The 22,169-nt window shown below is 69.6% G+C and carries 11 protein-coding genes; 8 read left to right on the top strand and 3 right to left on the bottom strand.

The window, feature by feature from the left end; genetic code table 11:
* Positions 1–14: 14 nt before the first annotated feature.
* Positions 15–845, bottom strand: coding sequence for a hypothetical protein (locus tag AB0K60_RS20445; RefSeq protein ID WP_364056973.1), 831 nt, complete (start codon positions 843–845; stop codon positions 15–17).
* 223 nt (positions 846–1,068) lie between these two features.
* On the opposite strand from AB0K60_RS20445, the gene AB0K60_RS20440 reads away from it, so the two are divergent.
* The 8 genes from AB0K60_RS20440 (at position 1,069) to AB0K60_RS20405 (ending at position 19,077) form a co-directional block, all read left to right on the top strand.
* On the top strand, positions 1,069–9,213 hold the full coding sequence (locus AB0K60_RS20440; RefSeq protein WP_364056970.1) for a putative T7SS-secreted protein: 8,145 nt from the start codon (positions 1,069–1,071) through the stop codon (positions 9,211–9,213).
* Positions 9,214–9,270: 57 nt separating this feature from the next.
* A complete protein-coding gene (locus tag AB0K60_RS20435) occupies positions 9,271–12,342 on the top strand; it encodes a right-handed parallel beta-helix repeat-containing protein (RefSeq protein WP_364056967.1) in 3,072 nt (1,023 codons plus the stop codon).
* 196 nt (positions 12,343–12,538) lie between these two features.
* Positions 12,539–14,041, top strand: a complete 1,503-nt coding sequence (locus AB0K60_RS20430) for a fumarylacetoacetate hydrolase family protein (RefSeq protein WP_364056964.1) — start codon at positions 12,539–12,541, stop codon at positions 14,039–14,041.
* Positions 14,038–14,778: a GntR family transcriptional regulator gene (locus AB0K60_RS20425; RefSeq protein ID WP_364056961.1), complete on the top strand. Its 741-nt coding sequence runs from the start codon at positions 14,038–14,040 to the stop codon at positions 14,776–14,778. The genes AB0K60_RS20430 and AB0K60_RS20425 overlap by 4 nt, the downstream gene beginning before the upstream one ends.
* Positions 14,775–16,307, top strand: a complete 1,533-nt coding sequence (gene hpaE, locus AB0K60_RS20420; protein WP_364056958.1) for a 5-carboxymethyl-2-hydroxymuconate semialdehyde dehydrogenase — start codon at positions 14,775–14,777, stop codon at positions 16,305–16,307. The genes AB0K60_RS20425 and hpaE overlap by 4 nt, the downstream gene beginning before the upstream one ends.
* Positions 16,308–16,369: 62 nt before the next feature.
* A complete protein-coding gene (hpaD, locus tag AB0K60_RS20415) occupies positions 16,370–17,488 on the top strand; it encodes a 3,4-dihydroxyphenylacetate 2,3-dioxygenase (protein ID WP_364056955.1) in 1,119 nt (372 codons plus the stop codon).
* 9 nt (positions 17,489–17,497) lie between these two features.
* Entirely contained in the window at positions 17,498–18,283 is a 786-nt protein-coding gene (gene hpaH / locus AB0K60_RS20410) for a 2-oxo-hept-4-ene-1,7-dioate hydratase (protein ID WP_364056952.1), read from the top strand.
* On the top strand, positions 18,268–19,077 hold the full coding sequence (locus AB0K60_RS20405) for an HpcH/HpaI aldolase/citrate lyase family protein (RefSeq protein ID WP_364056949.1): 810 nt from the start codon (positions 18,268–18,270) through the stop codon (positions 19,075–19,077). The genes hpaH and AB0K60_RS20405 overlap by 16 nt, the downstream gene beginning before the upstream one ends.
* Positions 19,078–19,405: 328 nt before the next feature.
* Here the strand turns inward: AB0K60_RS20405 and AB0K60_RS20400 are convergent, their stop codons facing one another.
* Both AB0K60_RS20400 and AB0K60_RS20395 read right to left on the bottom strand, forming a co-directional pair.
* On the bottom strand, positions 19,406–21,109 hold the full coding sequence (locus AB0K60_RS20400; protein WP_364056946.1) for an FAD-dependent oxidoreductase: 1,704 nt from the start codon (positions 21,107–21,109) through the stop codon (positions 19,406–19,408).
* Positions 21,110–21,141: 32 nt separating this feature from the next.
* Positions 21,142–22,125 (bottom strand): flavin reductase, encoded by a 984-nt coding sequence (locus tag AB0K60_RS20395; protein WP_364056943.1) that lies wholly within the window; start codon positions 22,123–22,125, stop codon positions 21,142–21,144.
* Between the last annotated feature and the right edge of the window lie 44 nt (positions 22,126–22,169).

Genomic DNA, 22,169 nt, shown 5'->3' with positions numbered 1-22,169 from the left:
CGTGAGACCTCGCGTCAGACCTTTGTCCACAGCTCCCAGCGGGTCTTGCGCTGGTATGTGGTCTTGTTGCCCTCGGCGTCGGTGACCGTCATGGTGCCGCTGCCGTCCTCCTTGACTTCCACCACGGTGGTGCTCTTGGTGCCGTCCCCGTTGACGGTCTCGGTGGTGTAGGAATCGGGGTTGGCGCCGTACGTCGTGGTGGAGGTTGCCGTGGTGTTGTCCGCGTAAGTGGTCACCGTCGTGTACGACTTGCCGTCCTCGCTGTAGGTCGTGACGGACGTGTACTTCTGGTTGTCGTGGGTGACGGTCGTCGTCTCCTTGGTGACGTTGTTGTTCTGGTCGAGCGTGAGCACGGTGTCCACTTGCCCGTTCTCGCCCTTGACGGTGAAGGTGGTCGGAGGGGGACCAGGGTCCGTCGCCGAGCAGAAGTCCGGCATCTTCCCGTTCGCGTCGGGGACGCACTTGTCGCTGTTCGCGTTGCGGAAGTCCCACGCGGCCTTCTTTCTCCGCCACTCGCTGAGCCCCAGGCGGCCGCCCATCACGCCCAAGCCCTGGCTGATCTCGGCGTCGGTGTTGAAGAAGCTGTCCGCGACCCCGCCGAACATGTCACCGAGCTTCCTGAGCCGGTCCTCGGCGTCGCTCATCGGGCCGCTGGCCACGCGGTAGAAAGTGCGGAAGGCTCTGTCCAGCTCATCGTTGCCGAAGGCACCCGCCACGTCGCTTGTTCCGGAGCCCATGTCCTCGAACACGCTGTCCTTCAACGTCGGCCCGATGCGGTTGGCCAGGTCGTGCAGGTCCTTCCTCGCCTCGTGCAGGGTGCCGTAGTCGAGCGCGAAGTTGCTCACGATGCCTCCGGAAGCGCGGCGATCGTCCGCCGGACAGCGTTCCGGCAGAACGTGACGTACGACCTGTCCACGATCGTGCGGAGGCCTAGGTTCACTGGCGTTTTCAGAACGTTTCAGTGAACCCGGCCCTCCCCTCGATCGTGGTCTTGACGCAAGCGGACAAAGGCCAGGCAAAGGCCAGTGGTCGTCGGCCCTGCGTACAAGGGAACGGAGGGGCAGCGGGATGCCTCGTCCCACCGACTGGGACGTCCTCGGTCTTACCAGTGACCCGACCCCGGGTGACCCCGAGAAGATCAGGGAGCTCAAGAAGGCCATGAGCGACCTGGCCGGGGTCGCCACCGAAATCGACGAGGCGCTCACCGCCGTACTGAACAACACAAACGACGCCTGGGTCGGGAAGACCGCGGATGCGCTGCGCGAGAAGATCAACGGCCCGTTGCGCGAGTTCGTGCAGAGTTTCGGCCAGGCCTTCAATTCGGCGGCCACGGCGCTCGGCACCTACGCCGACCGCATGCAGGACGAGCAGTTCCGGGCCGATCAGGCGCTGTCGGAGGGGCGCGGCCTCAGCCAGGACGACAAGACACGCCGGGATGAACTGGCCGACGTCGCAAGGCGCGCCGGCGAGTCCCAAGCGGAGGCGGCCAAGACGGCCGCGACGGCGGTGCGCAATGCCGCGGGGAGCATCAAGCCGCCGGTCTCCGACTGCGAGAAGTTCTGGGAGATCTTCCAGTGGATCGCCATCGCCCTCATCCTGCCCGCGCTGATCTTCGGTGGCCCGGTCGCGCTGCTGGCGATCGGCGTCAACCTGACGCTCCTCATCAAGACGGCCGTGGACTTCGCCCAGGGCAAGGCCGACCTGCTGGGCCTCTTCCTCTCCGTCCTGGGGATCATCGCGCCGACGACGAGGGCGTTTCCGATCTTTCAGTTGCTCGGCAAGGCGGGCAAGCTCACCTGGCAGGGCGCCAAGCAGGCCTGGAACGCGGCCGTCAACTTCGGCCGTAACCTGATCTTCAACCTCGGCAGGGGCTCCTTCCAATTCCTGCCTGAACTGAGGGGCTTCGCGTCGTTCGTCGGCACCTGGACCAGACAGGGCCCGATCTGGGTGGTGAACACCTTCAAGAACCTGCCGAGCACCTTCAGCAACCTGCCGAACACCATCGGCTCGGGCCTGCACACCGGCGGCTTCCTCATCGCCAACGGCTTCCGGGCCGTCCCCGGCCTCGTCCGCAACTTCCCGTCGTACACATTGAACGCCGCACGCGCGATTTCGGGCTTCACCGCCAACGGCGCACGCACGGTGTGGCACTTCACCGTGAACAATTTCGGCGGCTTCAGATGGCTACGCCTGGTGCTGCCGGTCGACGCCGGGGAAATCAGCGCCCATGGGCTCCGGGGTGCGCTGCGGATCGGCTTCGTGGAACGCGGCCTGTTCGGCCGTAACGTCTACGGCACCCCGCTGCTGGCCGCCGCAGGCCGCGGTCTCTCCCAGATCCCCCTGCCACCGCCGGCGTCGGGCCAGATCAACGGAGGCCGCGGTCTTTCCCAGATCTCCCTGCCGCCGCTGGCGGCGAGTCAGATCAACGGAGGCCGCGGTCTCTCCCAGATCTCCCTGCCACCGCTGGCGACGGGCCAGATCAACGCACTCGTCGACATGCCCGGCCACCAACTCGCCACCGTCCGGCTGGGCGACTGGGCCGGGCCGCCCACCAACATCCCCAGGCCCCAGTTCGGCAACGGAAGCGGTCTCACCAGCGGACCGTCGTTCACCGGCCTCGGCGACCTGTCCGCAGGGCCATCCCTGAACACCCCCACGTTCAACTCGTACGGCAGCTCGGACCTCGCCACGAACGTGCCGAACGTCACCAGCGTGACGACCCCCTTGGCCGACAACCTGGCGATGGCGCCCGAAGCGCTCCGCAATCTGGACGCGCTCCTCGACATGCCGATCCGCGAACTGAACGCGATCCGCTCCGGCGACCTGGGCAATCTCACGTTCACGTCGACCGGCGTACATGGCGACATCGGCCTCAACCCGGCCGCCCTCAACGTGAACACGCCCCTCGCCAACGCCAACCCGCTCAACGCTCCAGCGCTCGCCGGCACACCGCAGGCCACCGGCCTTGACATCGCCAACCTCGCCACGTCATCGCAGCCCTTGAACCAGGTCACCTCCTTACACGTCACGACCGACCTGGCCATACCCAACCCGACCTCGCCCGGCACCCTTGACCCGAACCTGCTGACATCCGCCGCCCCGCCCCAGGTCACGCCCGTTCACGCCACCGGCAACCTGACCGTCCCCGGCGGCGCATCCGCCGCTCTCTTCAACCTGGCCTTCACCCCCAACCCGCAGACCGCCCTAAACCTGCTCGCCAGCCCGCCGCCCCTCAGCAACATCACCGACGCCACAACCAATGTCCTCACGGCCAACCGAATCAATTTCCACCTGGACACCTACGCACCGTCATCGGCGGCTCGCACCGACCTGGAACTGGACACCCTCACCCCGCCCACCGGCACAACCACCGGCACCAACCCCACACCCACGCCGACCGGCACCACCAACCCGGCACCCACGCCGACCGGCACCACCAACCCGGCACCCACGCTGACCGGCACCACCGCCCCCAACCTGCCGCCAACCGCAGCACGCACCGTCCCGCACCTAAACAACGCCCCCACCCCAACCCCCGGCACAACCGCCACCACCACCCCCACACCCACGCCGACCGGCACCACCGCCGCCAACCTGCCGCCAACCGCGACCCACAACATCCCCCAGGCCGGCAACACCGGCACCAACACCGGCACTACAGCCACAATCACGCACAACGCCTCCACCCCAACCCCGGGCACAACCGCCACCGCCAACCCCACACCTACGCCGACCGGCACCACCCCCTACCTGCCGTCAACCGCGGCCCACAACATCCCCCACCCCGGAACCAACCCCGCCGCTCACACCACAACAGGCGCCGCCTACACCCCCTCAACCGCAGCCCATAACCTGCCCCACCCCGGCAGCACCGGCACTACATCCACAACTACGCCAAACACCCCCACCCAAACCCCAGGCACAACCGCCACCACCAACCCCACACCCACGCCGACCGGCACCACTACGCCCAACTTGCCCCCAACCGCAGCCCAGAACATCCCCCAGCCCGGCAACACCGGCACTACATCGACAATCACGCACAACGCCCCCACCCCAACCCCCGGCACAACCGCGACCCAGACCTCTGTACCGCCTGCAACCGAAGTGCCTTCCGGGACGCCCTCCTCCACAACCGTGCCGCCCGCAACGCAGGCAGACCCCGTAAGCTCGGCCCTCTCCCTCCTCGACAACGGCGGCAGCGGCCGAGGAACGAACGTCACCACCCCCAACGTGGCAGGCTCCACAGCCGACGTCGGGCACGCGACCGACAACGCGGCGAGCGTCCCGTCACCATCGCCCTCGCCCGCGTCCACCCCTCCCGCGACCCCAGACCCCGCCCCGACCAGCGTCCCTTCCACCACGGCCGAAACGGGTACCGGCGCACCAGCCGGCACCGGAACCAACATAGGCACCGAAACGCCCCCGCCCAGCACCACCACCGGCACCCTCACCGACGACGCCAACATGCCCGCAGGAAGCGGAACGGGCACCGAACCCCCCTCCATCCAAACCGACACCCCGCCGCCCGCAACGCAGGCAGACCCCGTAAGCTCGGCCCTCTCCCTCCTCGACAACGGCGGCAGTGGCCGAGGGACGAACGTCACCACCCCCAACGTGGCAGGCTCCACAGCCGACGTCGGGCACGCGGCCGACAACGCGGCGAGCGTCCCGTCACCATCGCCCTCGCCCGTGTCCACCCCTCCCGCGACCCCAGACCCCGCCCCGACCAGCGGCACCGGCCCGGTCACCGACACCACGCCGCCTGCCACCGCCACCGGCCAGGTCACCGAGACCGCACCCCCTGCCACCGGCGACACCACCCCGCCCACAACCACAGGCGGGCACCCCGAGGACACCACGCCACCAGCAACCAGCACCGGCCAGACCACCGAGACCGCACCGCCTGCCACTGGCGACACCACGCCACCAGCAACCGGCACCGGCCAGACCACCGAGACCGCACCCCCTGCCACCGGCGACTCCACTCCGCCCACAACCACAGGCGGGCACCCCGAGGACACCACGCCACCAGCAATCAGCACCGGCCAGACCACCGACACCACGCCTCCCGCCACCGGCACCGGCCAGGTCACCGACACCGCACCGCCCGCCACCGGGACGAGCCAGATCACCGAGACCGCACCCCCTGCCACCGGCGACACCACGCCGCCCACAACCACCGGCGGGCACCCCGAGGACACCACGCCACCAGCAACCAGCACCGGCCAGATCACCGAGACCGCACCGCCTGCCACCGGCGACTCCACGCCGCCCACAACCACAGGCGGGCACCCCGAGGACACCACGCCACCAGCAATCAGCACCGGCCAGACCACCGACACCACGCCTCCCGCCACCGGCACCGGCCAGGTCACCGACACCGCACCGCCCGCCACCGGGACGAGCCAGATCACCGAGACCGCACCCCCTGCCACCGGCGACACCACCCCGCCCACAACCACCGGCGGGCACCCCGAGGACACCACGCCACCAGCAACCAGCACCGGCCAGACCACCGACACGGCACCCCCTGCCACCGGCGACACCACGCCACCTGCCACCAGCACCGGCCGGACCACCGAGACCGCACCGCCTGCCACCGGCGACTCCACGCCGCCCACAACCACAGGCGGGCACCCCGAGGACACCACGCCGCCAGCAACCAGCACCGGCCAGACCACCGAGCAGCCCCCGCCCAGCACCGTCGCCGACGACGCCGACGTGCCCACAGCAAGCGGAGCAGACAGCGAACGCCCCTCCGTCCAAATCGACAACCCACCATCCACCAGCCACACCACCACCCACCCCACCGACAACCCACCACCCACCGGCACCGTCGCCGACGACGCCGACCTGCCCACAGCAAGCGGAGCAGACAGCGAACGCCCCTCCGTCCAAATCGACAACCAGCCGTCCAGCAGCCGCCCCGCCGACAACCCGCCGCCCAGCAGCCACGGCAGCCACGCCGCGGACGACGCGCCTGGCGCCAATGATGCGGACGTGGATGAGGTTGTGGTTGCCGCCGTACCGCAGAACGTCCAGATCAGGGGCGGTAACGGGCTGGGGGACCTGTGGATTCAGCGGTCGCCGCAGGGGGGTATGCGGGTCGTTGACGCCACTGGCACACCGCAGACGCATCTGAGTGTCGTCGACCTGGGCGGCTCTATGAGGGTCACCTTTACGACGAACGGGTTGCGCAATAGGGAGTACATGATCTTCAACAACGCGGGTGAGCTTGAGCGTTTGGGCGTCAACGTGCTCAAGGACGGGAAGCCGACCCGGTTCATGTACGAAATCGACTACACCGGTCCGAACGGCACCGCCACCTGGCAACGCATGGAGATGCTCGACGACGGAACATTGGCGCCTTCCGGGTCCGGCCAGTTCCACAAGGGAATCGTCAAGGTCTCCGGCGAAGGTACGCACATCCGCCTGCTCGGCAGCGTGGACAACAAGATCGAGATCTTCGAGCGGCGGATCCTCCCGGACGGCAGTGGGGGTGGGGTGCTGGACGCGTTCCGCCGCACGGACACCGTCGGTTTCGGTCACACCAGCCGCGCAGCCACGTGGGTCACGTGGAACGACGCCGGCGATCTGATCGGCCACGGCGTCCGCAGATTCGACGAATCGGGCCTCTCGTGGACGGACTTCCAGAGAGTTCATGGGATCGAGCGGAAGGTTCATCACTTCCGTGTCGGTATCACGGGGAGGGATCCCGGCTATGTCCTGGCGATCAAGGGCCCGGACGGCAATTGGACGTGGCACCGCTTCGACCACACCGGCGGCAGGCTCGCGCAAGGCCCCCGCACCTGGCATGCCGATGGCGGTTGGACCGACCGCCTGGGCGGCAATGTGGTGCAGGAGCAGTGGGGCAAGTTCCACGGGCCGGACAAGGTGGGCAACTACCGGGAGTACGACTGGGACCCCGCCGCGGGCAGGCGCGACACTTGGACGCAGCACTCACCCCAGGGCAAGGTGACCGCCTCCACCGAGCAGGTGGGCGGCACAGTGCTCAAAGTCGAGCGCTGGACGGAACAGCGCCCGCCGTACACGGTGCGGAAGTACCTCATCGGCGCTGACACGCCGCAGGGCGCCTACCACCACCTCAAGTACGACACACACGTGCAGATCTCCACCTGGGAGAGGACGCACGGCAACGTCACGACCAACGGTTTCCGCTACAACAGCCAGAACGGCAACGTGATCGACCTCGGCAACAACGGCACCTTCGTCTACGCCGAGATGAAGCTGTACGACGGCGGCAAGCTGAAGGTCGGCGACGGTGTGGCCCCACCCGCCCAGAACGCGCCCGTCCAAGGGGCGATCCCGTGGCAGGCGAGCGACCAGAGGGGTTACCGGATTCCGGGGGATGGCGGCAACGGCGGTCCGGTCTGGCAGGATGTGTCCTTTGAGAACGGCGGATGGCGGGTGACCCGCGAGGGCTTCGCCGACGGCTCGGTACGCGAGCACCACACGCCGTACAACTGGCAGGCCGGCGGCGGGCACCTGAACCCCGACACCCGCTGGGTGCAAACCGACTTCCACGGCCGCATCGTGGGCCGCCAGGACATCTGGCCGGACGGGGGCGTGCCCGTCACCGGAACCGGCAAGATCGACTCCAGCTCGTGGCGGTGGACGGCCCCCGACGGCCAGGGCGGTACGGTCAGCGGCGAGCGCTTCTCCTTCCGCGGCTCCGACGCCCGACTGCACCGCTGGGACGACTCGTTCCGCGACTTCCAGGGCAACCGGGCGATCCGCGGCATCGACATGCTCGCGAACGGCGAACAGGTGCGGTACTGGCGCATTACCGACGAGGCCGGGCAGGAGACCTGGCGGGTCCAGAAGTTCAACCGGAACGGCAATCCGGTCTCGTACGGCGACGGCATCGAGGTCCGGCAGTGGTGGGATCCGCAGACCCGGTCCTGGAACGACCGGTACGTCGGGGACGGCAACCACTACCGGGACGTGTTCCGGCCGGCGGACGGCGGCCCGCAGCGGGTCATCCGGGAGGTGCCGCTGCACCTGGACTGGACGGGCAGCCCGCTGCGCATCCGCGAGTACTGGACCGACCCGGGCAGGCCCCCCGTGGCGGGCACCTGGAAGGAGTTCGACCAGAACGCGGTGGTCCGCGAGCGCACCCGGCTGCCGGACGGGACGTTCCTGGAGAAGGAGCCGTGGCGGAGCCAGTGGCGGGTGTACGACGGCAACGGCAACATCACCGCCCAGCGGACCGCGAACGGCCTCATCTTCGAAGGGGGCCCGAACAACCTGCGCCTGGTCGGCAACGGGTACGACTACCGCGGCTGGGCCACCGAGTTCCGCGGCTGGGCCCGCCGGATTCGCGAACTGGAACGCCTGCCGTGGCAGGGCAGCGCGTCCGTCGAAGTGCCGCGGTTCCAGGCCGCGATCGACGGCGTCCATCCGGTCCCGAACGCGCAGGGCGGCAAGGTCGGCCTCGGCGAGGCCGCGTACGAGCCGTACTGGAAGGTGCAGGGCAAGAAGATGCTGCTGGAGTTCAGCCAGGAGTTCCTGCTGGAGTTCGGCATCAACCTCGCCATCAACGGCATCATCGCCGCGATCAACAACAAGCCGTTCACCGGCCAGGACGCGCTCAAGTCGCTCGCGAACGCGGCGGTCACCAGCGGCATCAAGACCGGCGCGACCACGCTGCTCAACGACCGTCCGTTCTCCTGGAGCCCGGGCACCAAGGGAATCCTCGGCAACATCGACAGCGGCAAGCACCCCAACATGCGGCCGTTCAACTCCGACAAGCACTGGCACAACGAGTGGGCCGGCAACGAGTCCCCGCCCCGCTGGCGCGGCGGCATCTACGACTACACCTTCAACACGCTGCTCAGCCCGATCACCAACTTCGTCAACGGCGCCATGAACGCGGCCGTGTGGGGCGTCTCCACGAACGGCACATCCAAGGTGTTCAGCGGCGCGGACGCGCTCGCCGTCGGCGGCATCCACGCGCTGAGCGGCCTGACCGTGGCGACGGGCGCGGGCGCGCTCAAGACCGCCGTCCTCTACGGCGCGAACGGACGGCAGATCCACCGGTACGGCCTCACCGACTACCTGGCGCAGGCGCCCTTCAAGCTCCTGGAGAAGGCCATCGGCAACATCTGGCTGGCCCCGGCGCTACGACAGGCGTGGATACCGCACCTGCTCCAGCCGGCCCCGCCCCCGCCGCCACCGCCGTCGGCGTAACCGCGCCCCGACAACCCACAGCAGCGCCCCGAGAACCCCACAGCAGCAAGGAAGACAATGGCATCTCCGCAAGCCCGCACCCTCACCGTCGCCCCCAAAGGGCGCGGCGCCCATCGCCGGATCGCGGACGCGGTGCGCGCCGCCGCACCCGGGGACATGGTGCTGGTCGCGGCCGGGCACTACGCCGAGACCGTGGTGCTGGACCGGCGGATCGCCCTCGCCCCGGCGGACGGCCCCGGCAGCGTCACCCTCACCGCCCCGGCGGAGGGCGGTCCCGCGCTGGTGACGACGGGTCGGGAGTGCGTGGTGCACGGGCTGCTGGTACGCGGCTCGGACCCGGACGGCCCGGCGGTGCAGGTCGCCCCCGGCGCGGGCCTGATGATGACCGCCTGCACGGTGAGCGGCGGCCGAATCGAGATCCAAGGCCATCGCACCCCGCCGCCCGCCCCGACCCCCGACCCGGCCACCCGGTACGGCACGGCCACCCCCGCCGGAGCCGACCCGAACCCGGACGACCGAACCGGACCGCCGTCGCCCAATGCCGTTCACAACGGCAACGACGACGGGAACCGGCAGGGCGACCGAGCGGGAGGCGGGTGGCCTGGAGCGGACCCGGTCGCGACCGCACCCCTCGGAACCGCACCGAGCATCACGGACCAATCGAAAGCGGCAGCCCAGCTCGGCGCCCACGCCGGCGAGGCCGCCAACATGCACGCCGCCGACCACGCCGATCCAGGACGGCCAGGAGCCGATCCACCCGCACCACCCGCACCGGACGCGACCGGCCAAGCCGGACCCGGCTGGATGGCTCACCCGAACGGAATCGGACCGGCCGACACGCGGACCGGAGCCGGGCCGAGCGCGGTCGACGCCCCCCGCGCCGCACAGACCGGCCCGAACTTCCCCACCTGGGACGATCTCACCGAGCCCGGCGGCTCGCCGCACGTGGTCACGGCCGCGCTGCTGCGCGGCTGCGTCCTCGAAGGCGCCCGCCAGGCCGCGCTCTACCTGACCGGCGAAGCCCGGGCCCGGGTGGAGGACGTGGCGATCACCGCGGTCGAGGGCACGGGCATCGTGCTGTCCGGCACCGCCCAGCTCGACGTGGTACGGCTGCGCCTCGACGGCACCACCGGCTCCGGCATCCGGCTGCGCGGCAACGCCCGGCTCCGGCTCGCCTCATCCATCCTGCACCGGCCGGGGCGGTCCGGCCTGCTGCTGGAGGACGGCTCCCAGGCGGCGGCGGACGACGTCCGCCTGGACACGGTCGGCGAGGCCGGGGTGCACGTCACCGGCAACGCACAGGCCGAGCTGGTCGACTGCCGCGTCACCGGCACCGTCACCGGCCTGGCGGTACGCGACGGCGGGCGCCTCGCCGCCCGGGACTGCGCGATCATCGCGGCGTCGGCGAACGGCCTGCTCGCCGCCGACGCCGCCCGCGTTGAGCTGGTCGACTGTCGCCTGGACCGCTGCGGCTACAGCTCGGTCCACCTGTCCGGTACGGCGGTCGCCGTACTGTCGGACTGCCGGGTGCGGGGCGGCGCCGAGCACGGCGTACACCTGACCGGCTCAACCCGCCTGGAGATGAGCGACTGCGGCATCTCGGGTGTCGCGATGAGCGGGATCGCGGTCACCGAGCAGGCGACCGCGACGGTGGTGGGCTGCCGGGTGGCCGACTCCGGCAGCGGGTTGCTGCTCGCCTCGCCGCGGACCGCCCAGATCGTGCACTGCACGGTGACGAACGCCGGCCACGTGGGCGTGGAGGTCGCCGAGGGCGGCGGCGCCGTGCTCGACGGCATCCGGGTGGTGCGGTCGGGGGCGGCGGGCGTGGTGGTGAACACCAGGGCGGACGCGCGGATCGAGGGCGGCAGCGTGGCGGACAGCGCGGGCTGTGGCCTCGTGGTGTGGACGGACGCCCGGCCCACCGTGACCGGGCTGCGCGTGGAACGGCCCGCCAAGAACGGCATCTATGTCGCGCACGGCGCGGGCGGCGTGTTCACCTCCTGCGACGTGGTGCGGGCCGAGTATCCCGCGCTGCACATCGGCGCCGGGTCCGACCCCGTGTTCCGCCGCTGCGGGGTCCGCGACTGCGCGGAGGCCGTGGGCCGCGACGACGGCGCCATCCCGACCTTCGACGACTGCACCTTCGGCTCCGACACGGCGCCCGCCACGGGCTCGCCGACGCCGCCCGCTCCGGCCCCGGCCGCTGACGCCGGTACGCCGACGGCTTCGCCGGTGCCTTCGCCGGGTGGGCCCGCCGTACCACCGCAGGGGGCGGGGAGCCGGTCGGACGCGCCGCCGGAGCCGCCGCAGGAGACCCTGGAAGAGCTGCTCGAAGAGCTCGACGGCCTGGTCGGCCTGGAGCGGGTGAAGCACGACGTCAGCTCGCTGGTGAAGCTGATGCAGGCGGTGCAACGCCGCAAGGAGGCGGGGCTGCCCGCCCCGCCGCTCAGCCGTCACCTGATCTTCGCCGGCAACCCGGGCACGGGGAAGACGACGGTGGCCCGCCTGTACGGCAGGATCCTGACGGCGCTGAAGCTGCTGCGCAGCGGGCACCTGGTGGAGGTCGACCGCCGCGACCTGGTCGGCGAGTACGTGGGCCACACCGGGCCGAAGACGGCCGCCGCGGTCAACCGCGCCCTCGGCGGGGTGCTCTTCATCGACGAGGCGTACTCGCTCGTGCCCGTCGGCGTCGGCAACGACTTCGGCCTGGAGGCGATCGCGACGCTGGTGAAGATGATGGAGGATCACCGCGACGACCTCGTGGTGATCGCCGCGGGCTACCCGGGCGACATGGACCGCTTCCTCGCCGCCAACCCCGGCCTCGCCTCCCGCTTCACCCGCACCCTGCTCTTCCAGGACTACGCGTCCGAGGACCTCGTCGCGATCGTGGAACACCAGGCGCAGCAGCACCGCTACGAGCTGAGCGATCCGGCACGCGAGAAGCTGCTCGGCCTGTTCGAGCGGATGCCGCGCGACGTGGGCTTCGGCAACGGCCGGTTCGCCCGCCAGGTCTTCCAGGAGATGACCGAACGGCAGGCCCAGCGGGTCGCCGAGCTGGCCGACCCCACCCCCGGGCAGCTGGTCGTACTGGAGATCGAGGACCTGCCGCCGTTCGACACCCCCGCCTGAGCGGGCGGGCCGCGGGTACGGCGCGGCGGCGCCGGCCGAGACCGGCTACGCCGCTGCCCGATGTTCACCATCCAGGGCACGCCGAACCGTGCGGGCGTCGAGGGGTGCGCGGGCAGGCGGGTGTAGGTTCAAGGTCCTTCCTTGCATTCGCTCTGTAATCGTATATGATTTCAGATATGATCTACGGAGAGTGCGGATGGGTTTCGACATGACGACGGTGCCGCAGCGGCCGGGCAAGATCGTTGCGGTGCACCTGAGCTATGCATCACGCGCGGATCAGCGTGGACGCCGTCCCGCGTCTCCGTCCTACTTCTTCAAGCCCGCGAGTTCTGTGGGCGTCTCAGGCGGGACGATCGAACGCCCGGCCGGCACCGAGCTGCTCGCGTTCGAGGGCGAGATCGCCCTCGTCATCGGCAAGCCGGCGCGATGGGTGCCGCTGGAGCGCGCCTGGGAACATGTGGCCGCCGTCACCGCGGCGAACGACTTCGGTCTCTACGACCTGCGTGAAGCGGACAAGGGCTCGAACGTCCGCTCGAAGGGCGGGGACGGGTTCACGCCGCTGGGCCCGGCCCTCATCGATGCGCAGACGATCGATCCGGGTGCATTGCGGGTGCGCACCTGGGTCAACGGCGAACTCGTGCAGGACGACACCACGGCGGGGCTGATCTTCCCGCTCGCCCAGTTCGTCGCGGATCTCTCACAGCACTTCACGCTCGAAACGGGCGACGTGATCCTCACCGGTACCCCGGCCGGGTCGAGCGTGGTCCTTCCCGGTGACGTGGTGGAAGTGGAGGTAGACGCCCCAACGGCGCCGGACACGCCGTCGTCGGGGCGGCTCGTCACGACCGTGCTCCAAGGCAAGACCCCGTTCACCGGCATCGGCTTCCAGCCGACCGTCAACGACCTGCAGCGCGCCGAGGCGTGGGGCTCGCGGGAAGCGGCCGGGCTTCCGCCAGAGCCGACGACCCCGGAGACCACCGCCCCGGGCTCCCCTGACGGCCTGAGCGACGAGCTCCGGCAAAAGCTGCTGCGCGTGCCCGTCGCCGGCCTGTCCGCACAATTGCGCAAGCGGGGACTCAACGCCGTCTCGATCGAGGGCGTGCACGCCCTGCGTCCCGGGACTCGGCTGGTCGGCACCGCGAAGACGCTGCGGTTCGTGCCCGGCCGCGAGGATCTGTTCCGCAGCCACGGCGGCGGCTACAACGCCCAAAAGCGGGCATTCGACACCGTCAGCGACGGGGAGGTCATCGTCATCGAAGCCCGCGGCGAGTCCGGGTCGGGAACGCTCGGCGACATCCTCGCGCTCCGAGCCCGCGCCCGCGGCGCCGCCGGCGTCGTCACCGACGGCAGCGTTCGCGACGTCGACGCGGTCATCAAGACCGGGCTACCGGTCTTCGCCCAAGGCGCGCACCCGGCCGTCCTAGGGCGCAAGCACGTGCCGTGGGACGTCGATGTAACGATCGCCTGCGGCGGCGCAACCGTGCAACCGGGGGATGTGATCGTCGGCGACTCCGACGGTGTGATCGTCATCCCGCCCGGTCTCGCCGCGGAGGTCGCCGATGCCGCGCTGGCGCAGGAGGACGAGGACGCCTGGATCGCGGAGCAGGTTGCGGCGGGCCACCCCGTCGAGGGCCTGTTCCCCCTGAACGCGCAGTGGCGGGCCGCCTATGACGCCGCGAAGAATGCGGGGCCCGCATGACGGACGTGCAGGCGACCCCGCCCGCGGGCGGCCCCGGGGCAGGGCAGAGCAAGTCGCAGCGGGCATACGAGTGGATCCGCGAGCGCATCGCGCGGCATGAGTACGGGCCTGGCTACCGGCTCGTGCTCGCCACGATCGCCGAGCACCTGCAGATGAGCGTCGTGCCCGTGCGCGAGGCGATCCGCCGTCTCGAAGCCGAGCGGCTCGTCACCTTCGAGCGCAACGTCGGCGCACAGGTCGCCCTGGTCGACGAGACCGAGTACATCCACACGATGCAGACCCTAGGGGTCATCGAGGGGGTCGCCACCGCGCTCTCGGCACCGCTGCTGACGGGGGAGCACCTTGACCGGGCGCGGGCGGTGAACGACCGCATGATCGCCCTGCTGGATTACTTCGACGCGCGCACGTTCACCGCGCTCAACCAGGAGTTTCACTCGATTCTGTACGGGCCCTGCCCCAATCCGCACATCCTCGATCTGGTCCACCGCGGTTGGTCGCGCCTGTCAGGGATCCGCGACTCGACGTTCGCGTTCGTGCCCGGACGCGCCCACCACTCCGTGGAGGAGCACAAACACATCCTGCGGCTCATCGCCGAGGGTGCCGATCCGCTTGAGATCGAGCTGGCCGCCCGCCGCCACCGCTGGGCGACGCTGGACGCCTTCATCGCCGCCAAGAATCCCGATAGCGCCTCTGCGGCATCCTCATCCACTCCACCTGCCTCCGGAGGCACGACATGACCGACACCTTCGTCACCGCCGCAACACGTCGCGTGCCCGAAGGTCTCCCCACAAGCATCCGGCACTACATCGACGGCGCCTTCGTCGACTCGGTCGGCGGCGGGACGTTCGAGGTGCTCGACCCGGCCACCAACGAGCCTTACCTGAGCGCGGCGGCCGGCAAGCAGGCGGACGTCGATGCGGCGGTCGCGGCGGCCCGCCGTGCCTTCACCGACGGCGCGTGGCCTCGGCTGCGGGCCCGGGACCGCTCCCGCGTGCTGCACCGCATCGCCGACATCGTCGAGTCGCGCGACGCCCGCCTCGCCGAGTTGGAGAGCTTCGACTCCGGACTGCCGATCACCCAGGCCCTCGGGCAGGCACGCCGGGCGGCCGAGAACTTCCGCTTCTTCGCCGACCTGATCGTCGCCCAGGTTGACGACGCGTTCAAGGTGCCGGGCCGTCAGATCAACTATGTCAACCGCAAGCCGATCGGCGTCGCGGGGCTCATCACGCCGTGGAACACGCCGTTCATGCTCGAGTCGTGGAAGCTGGCCCCCGCGCTCGCGACCGGGAACACCGTCGTGCTCAAGCCCGCCGAGTTCACGCCGCTGTCGGCGCAGCTGTGGGCGGGCATCTTCGAGGAGGCGGGGCTACCGCAGGGCGTCTTCAACCTCGTCAACGGCCTCGGCGAGGAGGCCGGTGACGCGCTCGTGAAGCACCCGGACGTGCCGCTCATCTCCTTCACCGGGGAGAGCCGCACCGGGCAGATCATCTTCGGCAACGCCGCCCCCTATCTGAAGGGGCTCTCGATGGAGCTCGGCGGCAAGTCGCCCGCGATCGTGTTCGCCGACGCCGACCTCGCCACGGCGATCGATGCCACCATCTTCGGGGTATTCTCGCTCAACGGCGAGCGCTGCACGGCGGGCAGCCGGATTTTGGTGCAGCGCGAGATCTACGACGAGTTCGTCGAGCGGTACGCCGCGCAGGCGTCGCGGGTCGTGGTCGGCGACCCGCAGGACCCGAAGACCGAGGTCGGGGCGCTGGTGCATCCCGAGCACTACGAGAAGGTCATGCGCTACATCGAGATCGGCAAGACCGAGGGTCGCCTCGTCGCCGGCGGAGGGCGCCCCGAGGGGTTCCCGACCGGGAACTACGTCGCCCCGACCGTGTTCGCGGACGTGCGGCCGGAGGCGCGCATCTTCCAGGAGGAGATCTTCGGCCCGGTCGTGGCGATCACGCCGTTCGACACCGACGAGGAGGCGCTCGCGCTGGCGAACGGCGTGAAGTACGGGCTCGCCGCCTACGTGTGGACCACCGATCTGACCCGGGCGCACAACTTCGCGCAGAGCATCGAGGCCGGCATGGTCTGGCTCAACTCGAACAACGAGCGCGACCTGCGCACCCCGTTCGGCGGCGTCAAGGCCTCCGGCCTCGGACACGAGGGCGGCTACCGCTCGATCGACTTCTACACCCACCAGCAGGCGGTGCACGTCTCGCTGGGCAAGCCCCACAACCCCACTTTCGGCAAGGCCGCCACCTCGGCCCACTGACACACCCGGCCCACTGACACACCCCGCACGCATCCGACACCACACATGCAAGGACGCGGAACATGAACACCATCAACCAGCACGCCGGCAACCCGATCCCCACCCCGACCGTGCCGCCGCCCGACATCGTGCGCTGCGCGTACATGGAACTGGTCGTCACCGACCTTGCCGCGAGCCGCGAGTTCTACGTCGACGTGCTCGACCTCGTCGTCACCGCGGAGGACGAGAACACCATCTACCTGCGCAGCTTCGAGGAGTTCATCCACCACAACCTCGTGCTGCGCAAGGGCCCGATCCCGGCGGTCGCCGCGTTCTCGTTCCGGGTGCGCACGCCGGAGGACCTCGACAAGGCCGTAGCGTTCTACACCGAGCTGGGATGCCGCGTGGAGCGCCGCGCGGAGGGCTTCGTGAAGGGGATCGGCGACTCCGTGCGCGTGGAAGACCCGCTGGGCTTCCCGTACGAGTTCTTCCACGATGTGCAGCACGTCGAGCGCCTCACCTGGCGCTACGACCTCTACACCCCGGGTGCGCTCGTGCGCCTGGATCACTTCAACCAGGTGACCCCGGACGTGCCGCGCGCCGTGGCCTACATGAAGGATCTCGGCTTCCGCGTCACCGAGGACATCCAGGACGAAGCGGGCACCGTCTACGCGGCGTGGATGCGGCGCAAGCCGACCGTGCACGACGCCGCGTTCACCGGCGGCGACGGCCCGCGGATGCACCACGTCGCGTTCGCGACGCACGAGAAGCACAACATCCTCGCGGTCTGCGACAAGCTCGGCGCCCTGCGCCGCTCCGACGCGATCGAGCGCGGCCCCGGACGTCACGGCGTGTCGAACGCGTTCTATCTGTACCTGCGCGACCCCGACGGCCACCGCGTGGAGATCTACACGCAGGACTACTACACCGGCGATCCCGACAATCCCACCGTGACGTGGGACGTGCACGATAACCAGCGCCGCGACTGGTGGGGCAACCCGGTCGTGCCCAGCTGGTACACCGAGGCGTCCGCCGTGCTCGACCTCGACGGCAACCCCCAGCCCATCATCGCCCGCACGGATGACAGCGAGATGGCCGTCACGATCGGCGCCGACGGCTTCTCTTACACCCGTCCCGATGATGCGGCCGATCAGCTACCGAGCTGGAAGCAGGGCGAGTACAAGCTCGGCCATCAGCTCTAGGAGACGCGGATGCTCGACACCGGCACGCTCACGGCGATCGCCGACGAGCTGCGACGCGCGGAGGAGGAGCGCACGACCGTGCCGCTGCTCACGGCGCGGCACCCCGACATGACCATCGAGGACTCCTACGCCGTGCAGAACATCTGGCGCGAGCGCGGCATCGCCGCCGGCCGAAGGCCCGTCGGCCGCAAGATCGGCCTCACCTCGAAGGTCATGCAGGCGGCGACCGGAATCAGCGAGCCCGACTACGGCGCGATCTTCGCCGACATGGTTTATGAGAACGGCGCGGTCATCGAGCACGGGCGGTTCTCCAACGTGCGCATCGAGGTCGAGCTCGCCTTCGTGCTCGCCGACCCGCTCGAAGGACCCCAGGTGACCCTGTTCGACGTGCTGCGCGCGACCGAGTACGTCGTCCCGGCGCTGGAGATCCTCAGCTCGCGCATCGAGCTGCAGGGGCGCACCATCGTCGACACGATCAGCGACAATGCGGCGATGGGCGCGATGGTCTACGGCGGCAACCCCGTCGCCATCGGCCAGGTCGATCTGCGGTGGGTCTCGGCCCTGCTGTACCGCAACGAGACGATCGAGGAGTCCGGCGTCGCGGCGGCGGTGCTGAATCATCCCGCGAACGGTGTGGCCTGGCTCGCGAACAAGCTCGCGCAGCACGGCACCCGCCTGGAGGCCGGCGAGATCATCCTCGCGGGATCGTTCACCCGGCCCATGTGGGTTCACCCCGGCGACACGGTCCTCGCCGACTACGGGGCATTGGGGACGATCGCATGCCGTTTCACCTGACACCGACACCCACGTTCCGGGATCGCCTGGCCACCTCAGATCGGGCCCAGATCGGCATGTGGATCTGCTCGGGCAGCCCGCTCGTCGCCGAGATCTGCGCCGGCTCGGGGCTGGACTGGCTGCTCGTGGACACCGAACACTCCCCCAATGGGCTCGAGTCGACGCTCGCCCAGCTGCAGGCCATCGCCGCCTACCCGGTCACCCCGCTCGTGCGCGCGCCCGTGGGCGACACCGTCATCATCAAGCAGCTGCTCGACCTCGGCGCGCAGAACCTTTTGATCCCCATGGTGAACAGCGCCGTCCAGGCGGCCGAACTGGTGCGCGCTGTACGCTATCCGCCCGACGGCGTCCGCGGCGTGGGCAGCGCGCTTGCCCGCGCCGCACGCTGGAGCCGCATCGACGGATATCTCGAGCGCGCGAACGAGCTGGTCGCGCTGTTCGTGCAGATCGAGACGATCGAAGGCGTCGAAGCGGCCGCCGAGATCGCGGCCGTCGACGGCGTCGACGGCGTCTTCGTCGGCCCCTCCGACCTCGCCGCGTCGATGGGCGTGCTCGGCCGACAGACCCATCCGGACGTGACCGCCGCCGTGCGGCGCACCTTCGAGGCAGTACGCAAGGCGGGCAAGCCTGTCGGCGTGAACGCCTTCGACCCGGAGACCGCCCGCGACTACCTCGACGCCGGCGCGTCGTTCATCCTGGTCGGTGCTGATGTGTCACTGCTGGCGCGCGGTTCGGAGGCGCTCAGCAGTGCGTTCATTCCCAAGCCGCCCGCTCCATCCAGGGCGGGCTACTGACCCGCGCGCACCATAGCGGCGCGAGGAAGACCGTCCTCCCGCCGCCCCACCGCACCACGCCGACGAGCATTGCGATCGACGAGGGCGAAAAAGATCTCGCCGTCTACCGGCATGCCACACCCGTGGACATGCCGATAGACGGCGAAATCGCGGAACTGGTCCGGCACCGGGTTCGCGGCATCGGGGCGGGGTCGTCGTCGGGCGCTTCGATCGTGAACAGGACGGGCGGCATCAGCGCGAGCACCGTCACGCTGAACAGCACCGGTCCACCGGCTCGAACTCGACCCTGCCCTCAATGGCCATGGTGGTGCCCGGCGATCGCGCGAGCCTAAGCCGTGCCGGCCGCGACGGCGTCGACCGCCACGATGTCGCCGGGCTCCCCGCTGACGGGCGCCGGAAGCCGACCGCGAAGGCGGTCGAGGAGGGCCCCGGGATCCTTCGGCGCCGTATCGCCACGCCAGGCCACGTGCTGGTCGTCGCGCACGATGAGGTAGTTGTGCCGGTACGTGGCCGGTGCGAGCGCTCGATCGATGTCGATCACCTTCAGCGGAACACCGACAGCGTCCGCGGCATCGAGGAGACCCCGAAGCTCTGCGGGGTCGCCGAGGCTCAACACGGTGTAGCCCTTCCCGAGTTCGTCGTACAGAGACGTCCCGTCCGCCAGCCAGAAGTGCGGCGCGCGGCAGCCGGGGACCGTCGAGGGTGTGTAGGACCCCATCGTGTACGCGGGGGCGGACTCGCCGTCATAGGCGATGATCGGCGAACGCGAATACGAGTAGCCGTAGTTGAGGCCGGCCGCCGCGAACTGCTGCACGTTCAGCGCGTACGCCTGCTCGCCGAGACGTCGGCGAGCGACCTGCCCGGCCACCGTCGTGTCTTCGATCTCGAGCGGGACGTCGCTCTGCGCGATCTTGCGTTGGTGCGCCATGGCGAACCGCGAGACCTGGTCGGTGATTGGCAGGCGTTCCGCTTCATACGCATCCAGGATGCCCTCGTCGCCCCAGCCTGCGATGTATGCACTGAGTACCCACGTAAGGTTAAGCACGTCCGCGATGCCAGCGTTCATGCCGTACCCGGCATATGGCACCCAGAGATGGGCGGCGTCTCCGGCGATGAACGCGCGGCGGTCTCTCAGACGGTCAGCGACCAGACGGCGCGCGATCCAATCCTCCTTCGACACCACGTCGTAGTCGAACGACGAGTCGACTCCGAGAATCGTGCGGATCGCGGCGTCGCGGTCGACCCCCGAGCCGTCGTCCTCCTCGGGCGTCAGGTAGTTGTGGACGAGGAATGTCCCCTTGCCGTCGATGGCGTAGACGTGCCCGTTGCGTCGCGGATTGAAGATGTAGTAGCCCCACGCGCGTTCTCCCGGCATCAGTTCGTACAGGCCCGACGCGCGGATGCAGGTCGACTGCACGCGCTGCAGCACCGGGTCGCCACGGAACGTCGCGCCGATCTTCTTCCGCACCGCTGAGCGCCCCCCATCGGCACCGATGAGGAAGCGGCCGCGGACCGTCCGCTCCACGCCATCGCGATCCACGATCCGTGCCGAGACCCCGTGCTCGTCCTGCTCGAAGTCGAGGTAGCGGGTCTCGTTGAGCAGCGTCACCAGCGGAAGGCCCGCGGCGTGCGCCATGAGGACCGGTTCCAGGTACTTCTGGTTCACGCGGTGCGGCGGCTCGGGGGTCGCCCAGTCCGCGTCCGGTCCCACCGGGTCGGAGCGGCGCCGCGCGGTCGAGGGGATCGGGATGCGGCCGAACTCGATCCCGGTCATCGTTGTCCGGAAGGCGATGTCCTGCGGATAGTCGGACGGAAGTCCCGCCGCCCGTACCTGGTCCGCGACGCCGAGGCGACGCAATCGCTCCATCGTCCGCGAGGCCACGTGATTGCACTTCACGTTCGGGGCCTCGAGGTAGCGGCGTGACTCGATCACGAGGGACCTCACGCCTCGGCTGTTCAGGTCCATTGCGGCGGTCAGCCCCACGGGGCCGCCGCCGACGATGATGATGTCGGTGTCAAGCGGTGCGGTCATGGTCCTTCCAATGCTGACTCGGGGCCTGACGTTCAGGCGATCCCGCGCGCGATCGTCCCCAGGTGCTCCAGCATGAGCCGGCGTGCCTGCTCCTCATCACCGTCCCTGATGGCGTTCACGATCTCCTGATGCTTCTGCGTGATTCGACGTGCCCGGTCGGCGGTCGTCCGCGCGGAGTAGACCGCGTGCCGTGGTCGCGAGAGCGCCCGCACGCACGCGGCGATCGCGGCATTTCCGCTGACGAGTCCGATACGCGAGTGGAACTCCAGCGAGATCGGGTTGAACTTCTCGGGGTCTTCGTGGCATTGAGAAGCACTGTCGACGAGAGCCTGCAGCTCCCGGATCTGCTCGTCGTCACGCACGCGCGCGGCGAGCGCCGCGGCGGCGGGCTCCACGGCAACCTGCGCTTCCAGCAGGTCCTGCACGCTCATGCCCTGCATGTGCAGCTGCACGGAAAGCGCGTCGGCGAACCGCTCGATACCTTGCTCGTCCGACGTCGTCGCCTGGGCCTCGCTGCCGCGATCGAGTTCCCGGTAGCCGCCCGACCAGTACAGTAGCGGCTCGCCGCTGGTGCCCCCCGCCGCAGCGACCTCCCCTACGAGAATCACGTGATCGCCGCCCTGGAGGGTTTCGTACACGCTGCAATCGAACCAACTCAGTGATCCGTCGATGATGGGCGCGCCCGTGGCCTCGGCATGGGAGTCGAGGTGGTCGAACCGATCGAGCGAGTGCCCGCGCCCGCGGGTCGCGAAGTAGCGGGACACGGCTTCCTGCTCGCGCGCCAAGACGTTGATCGCGAACACACCGCTGTTGGCGACATGGGGAAGAATGGGGCTCTTGACGTTGATCGACACCGACACGAGCAGCGGGTTGAGTGACAGCGAAACGAACGACGTCGCCGTCACACCATAGAGAAGGCGGCCGCTGCGGGTCGTGACGACCGTTACTCCGGACGCGAACCGGCCGGCGGCTTGCCGGAAGTCATCGATATTGCCGGCCGCCTGAATCTGTGACATGGTCTGCCCTCGGTGACTCATTGTTCGGCGGACTGATCGCCTGG

This window comes from Thermopolyspora sp. NPDC052614 (genome assembly GCF_040678635.1).
Taxonomy (GTDB): domain Bacteria; phylum Actinomycetota; class Actinomycetes; order Streptosporangiales; family Streptosporangiaceae; genus Thermopolyspora.
The sequence above is the reverse complement of the archived record's forward strand: the minus strand, read 5'-3'. Positions and strand labels throughout refer to the sequence as shown.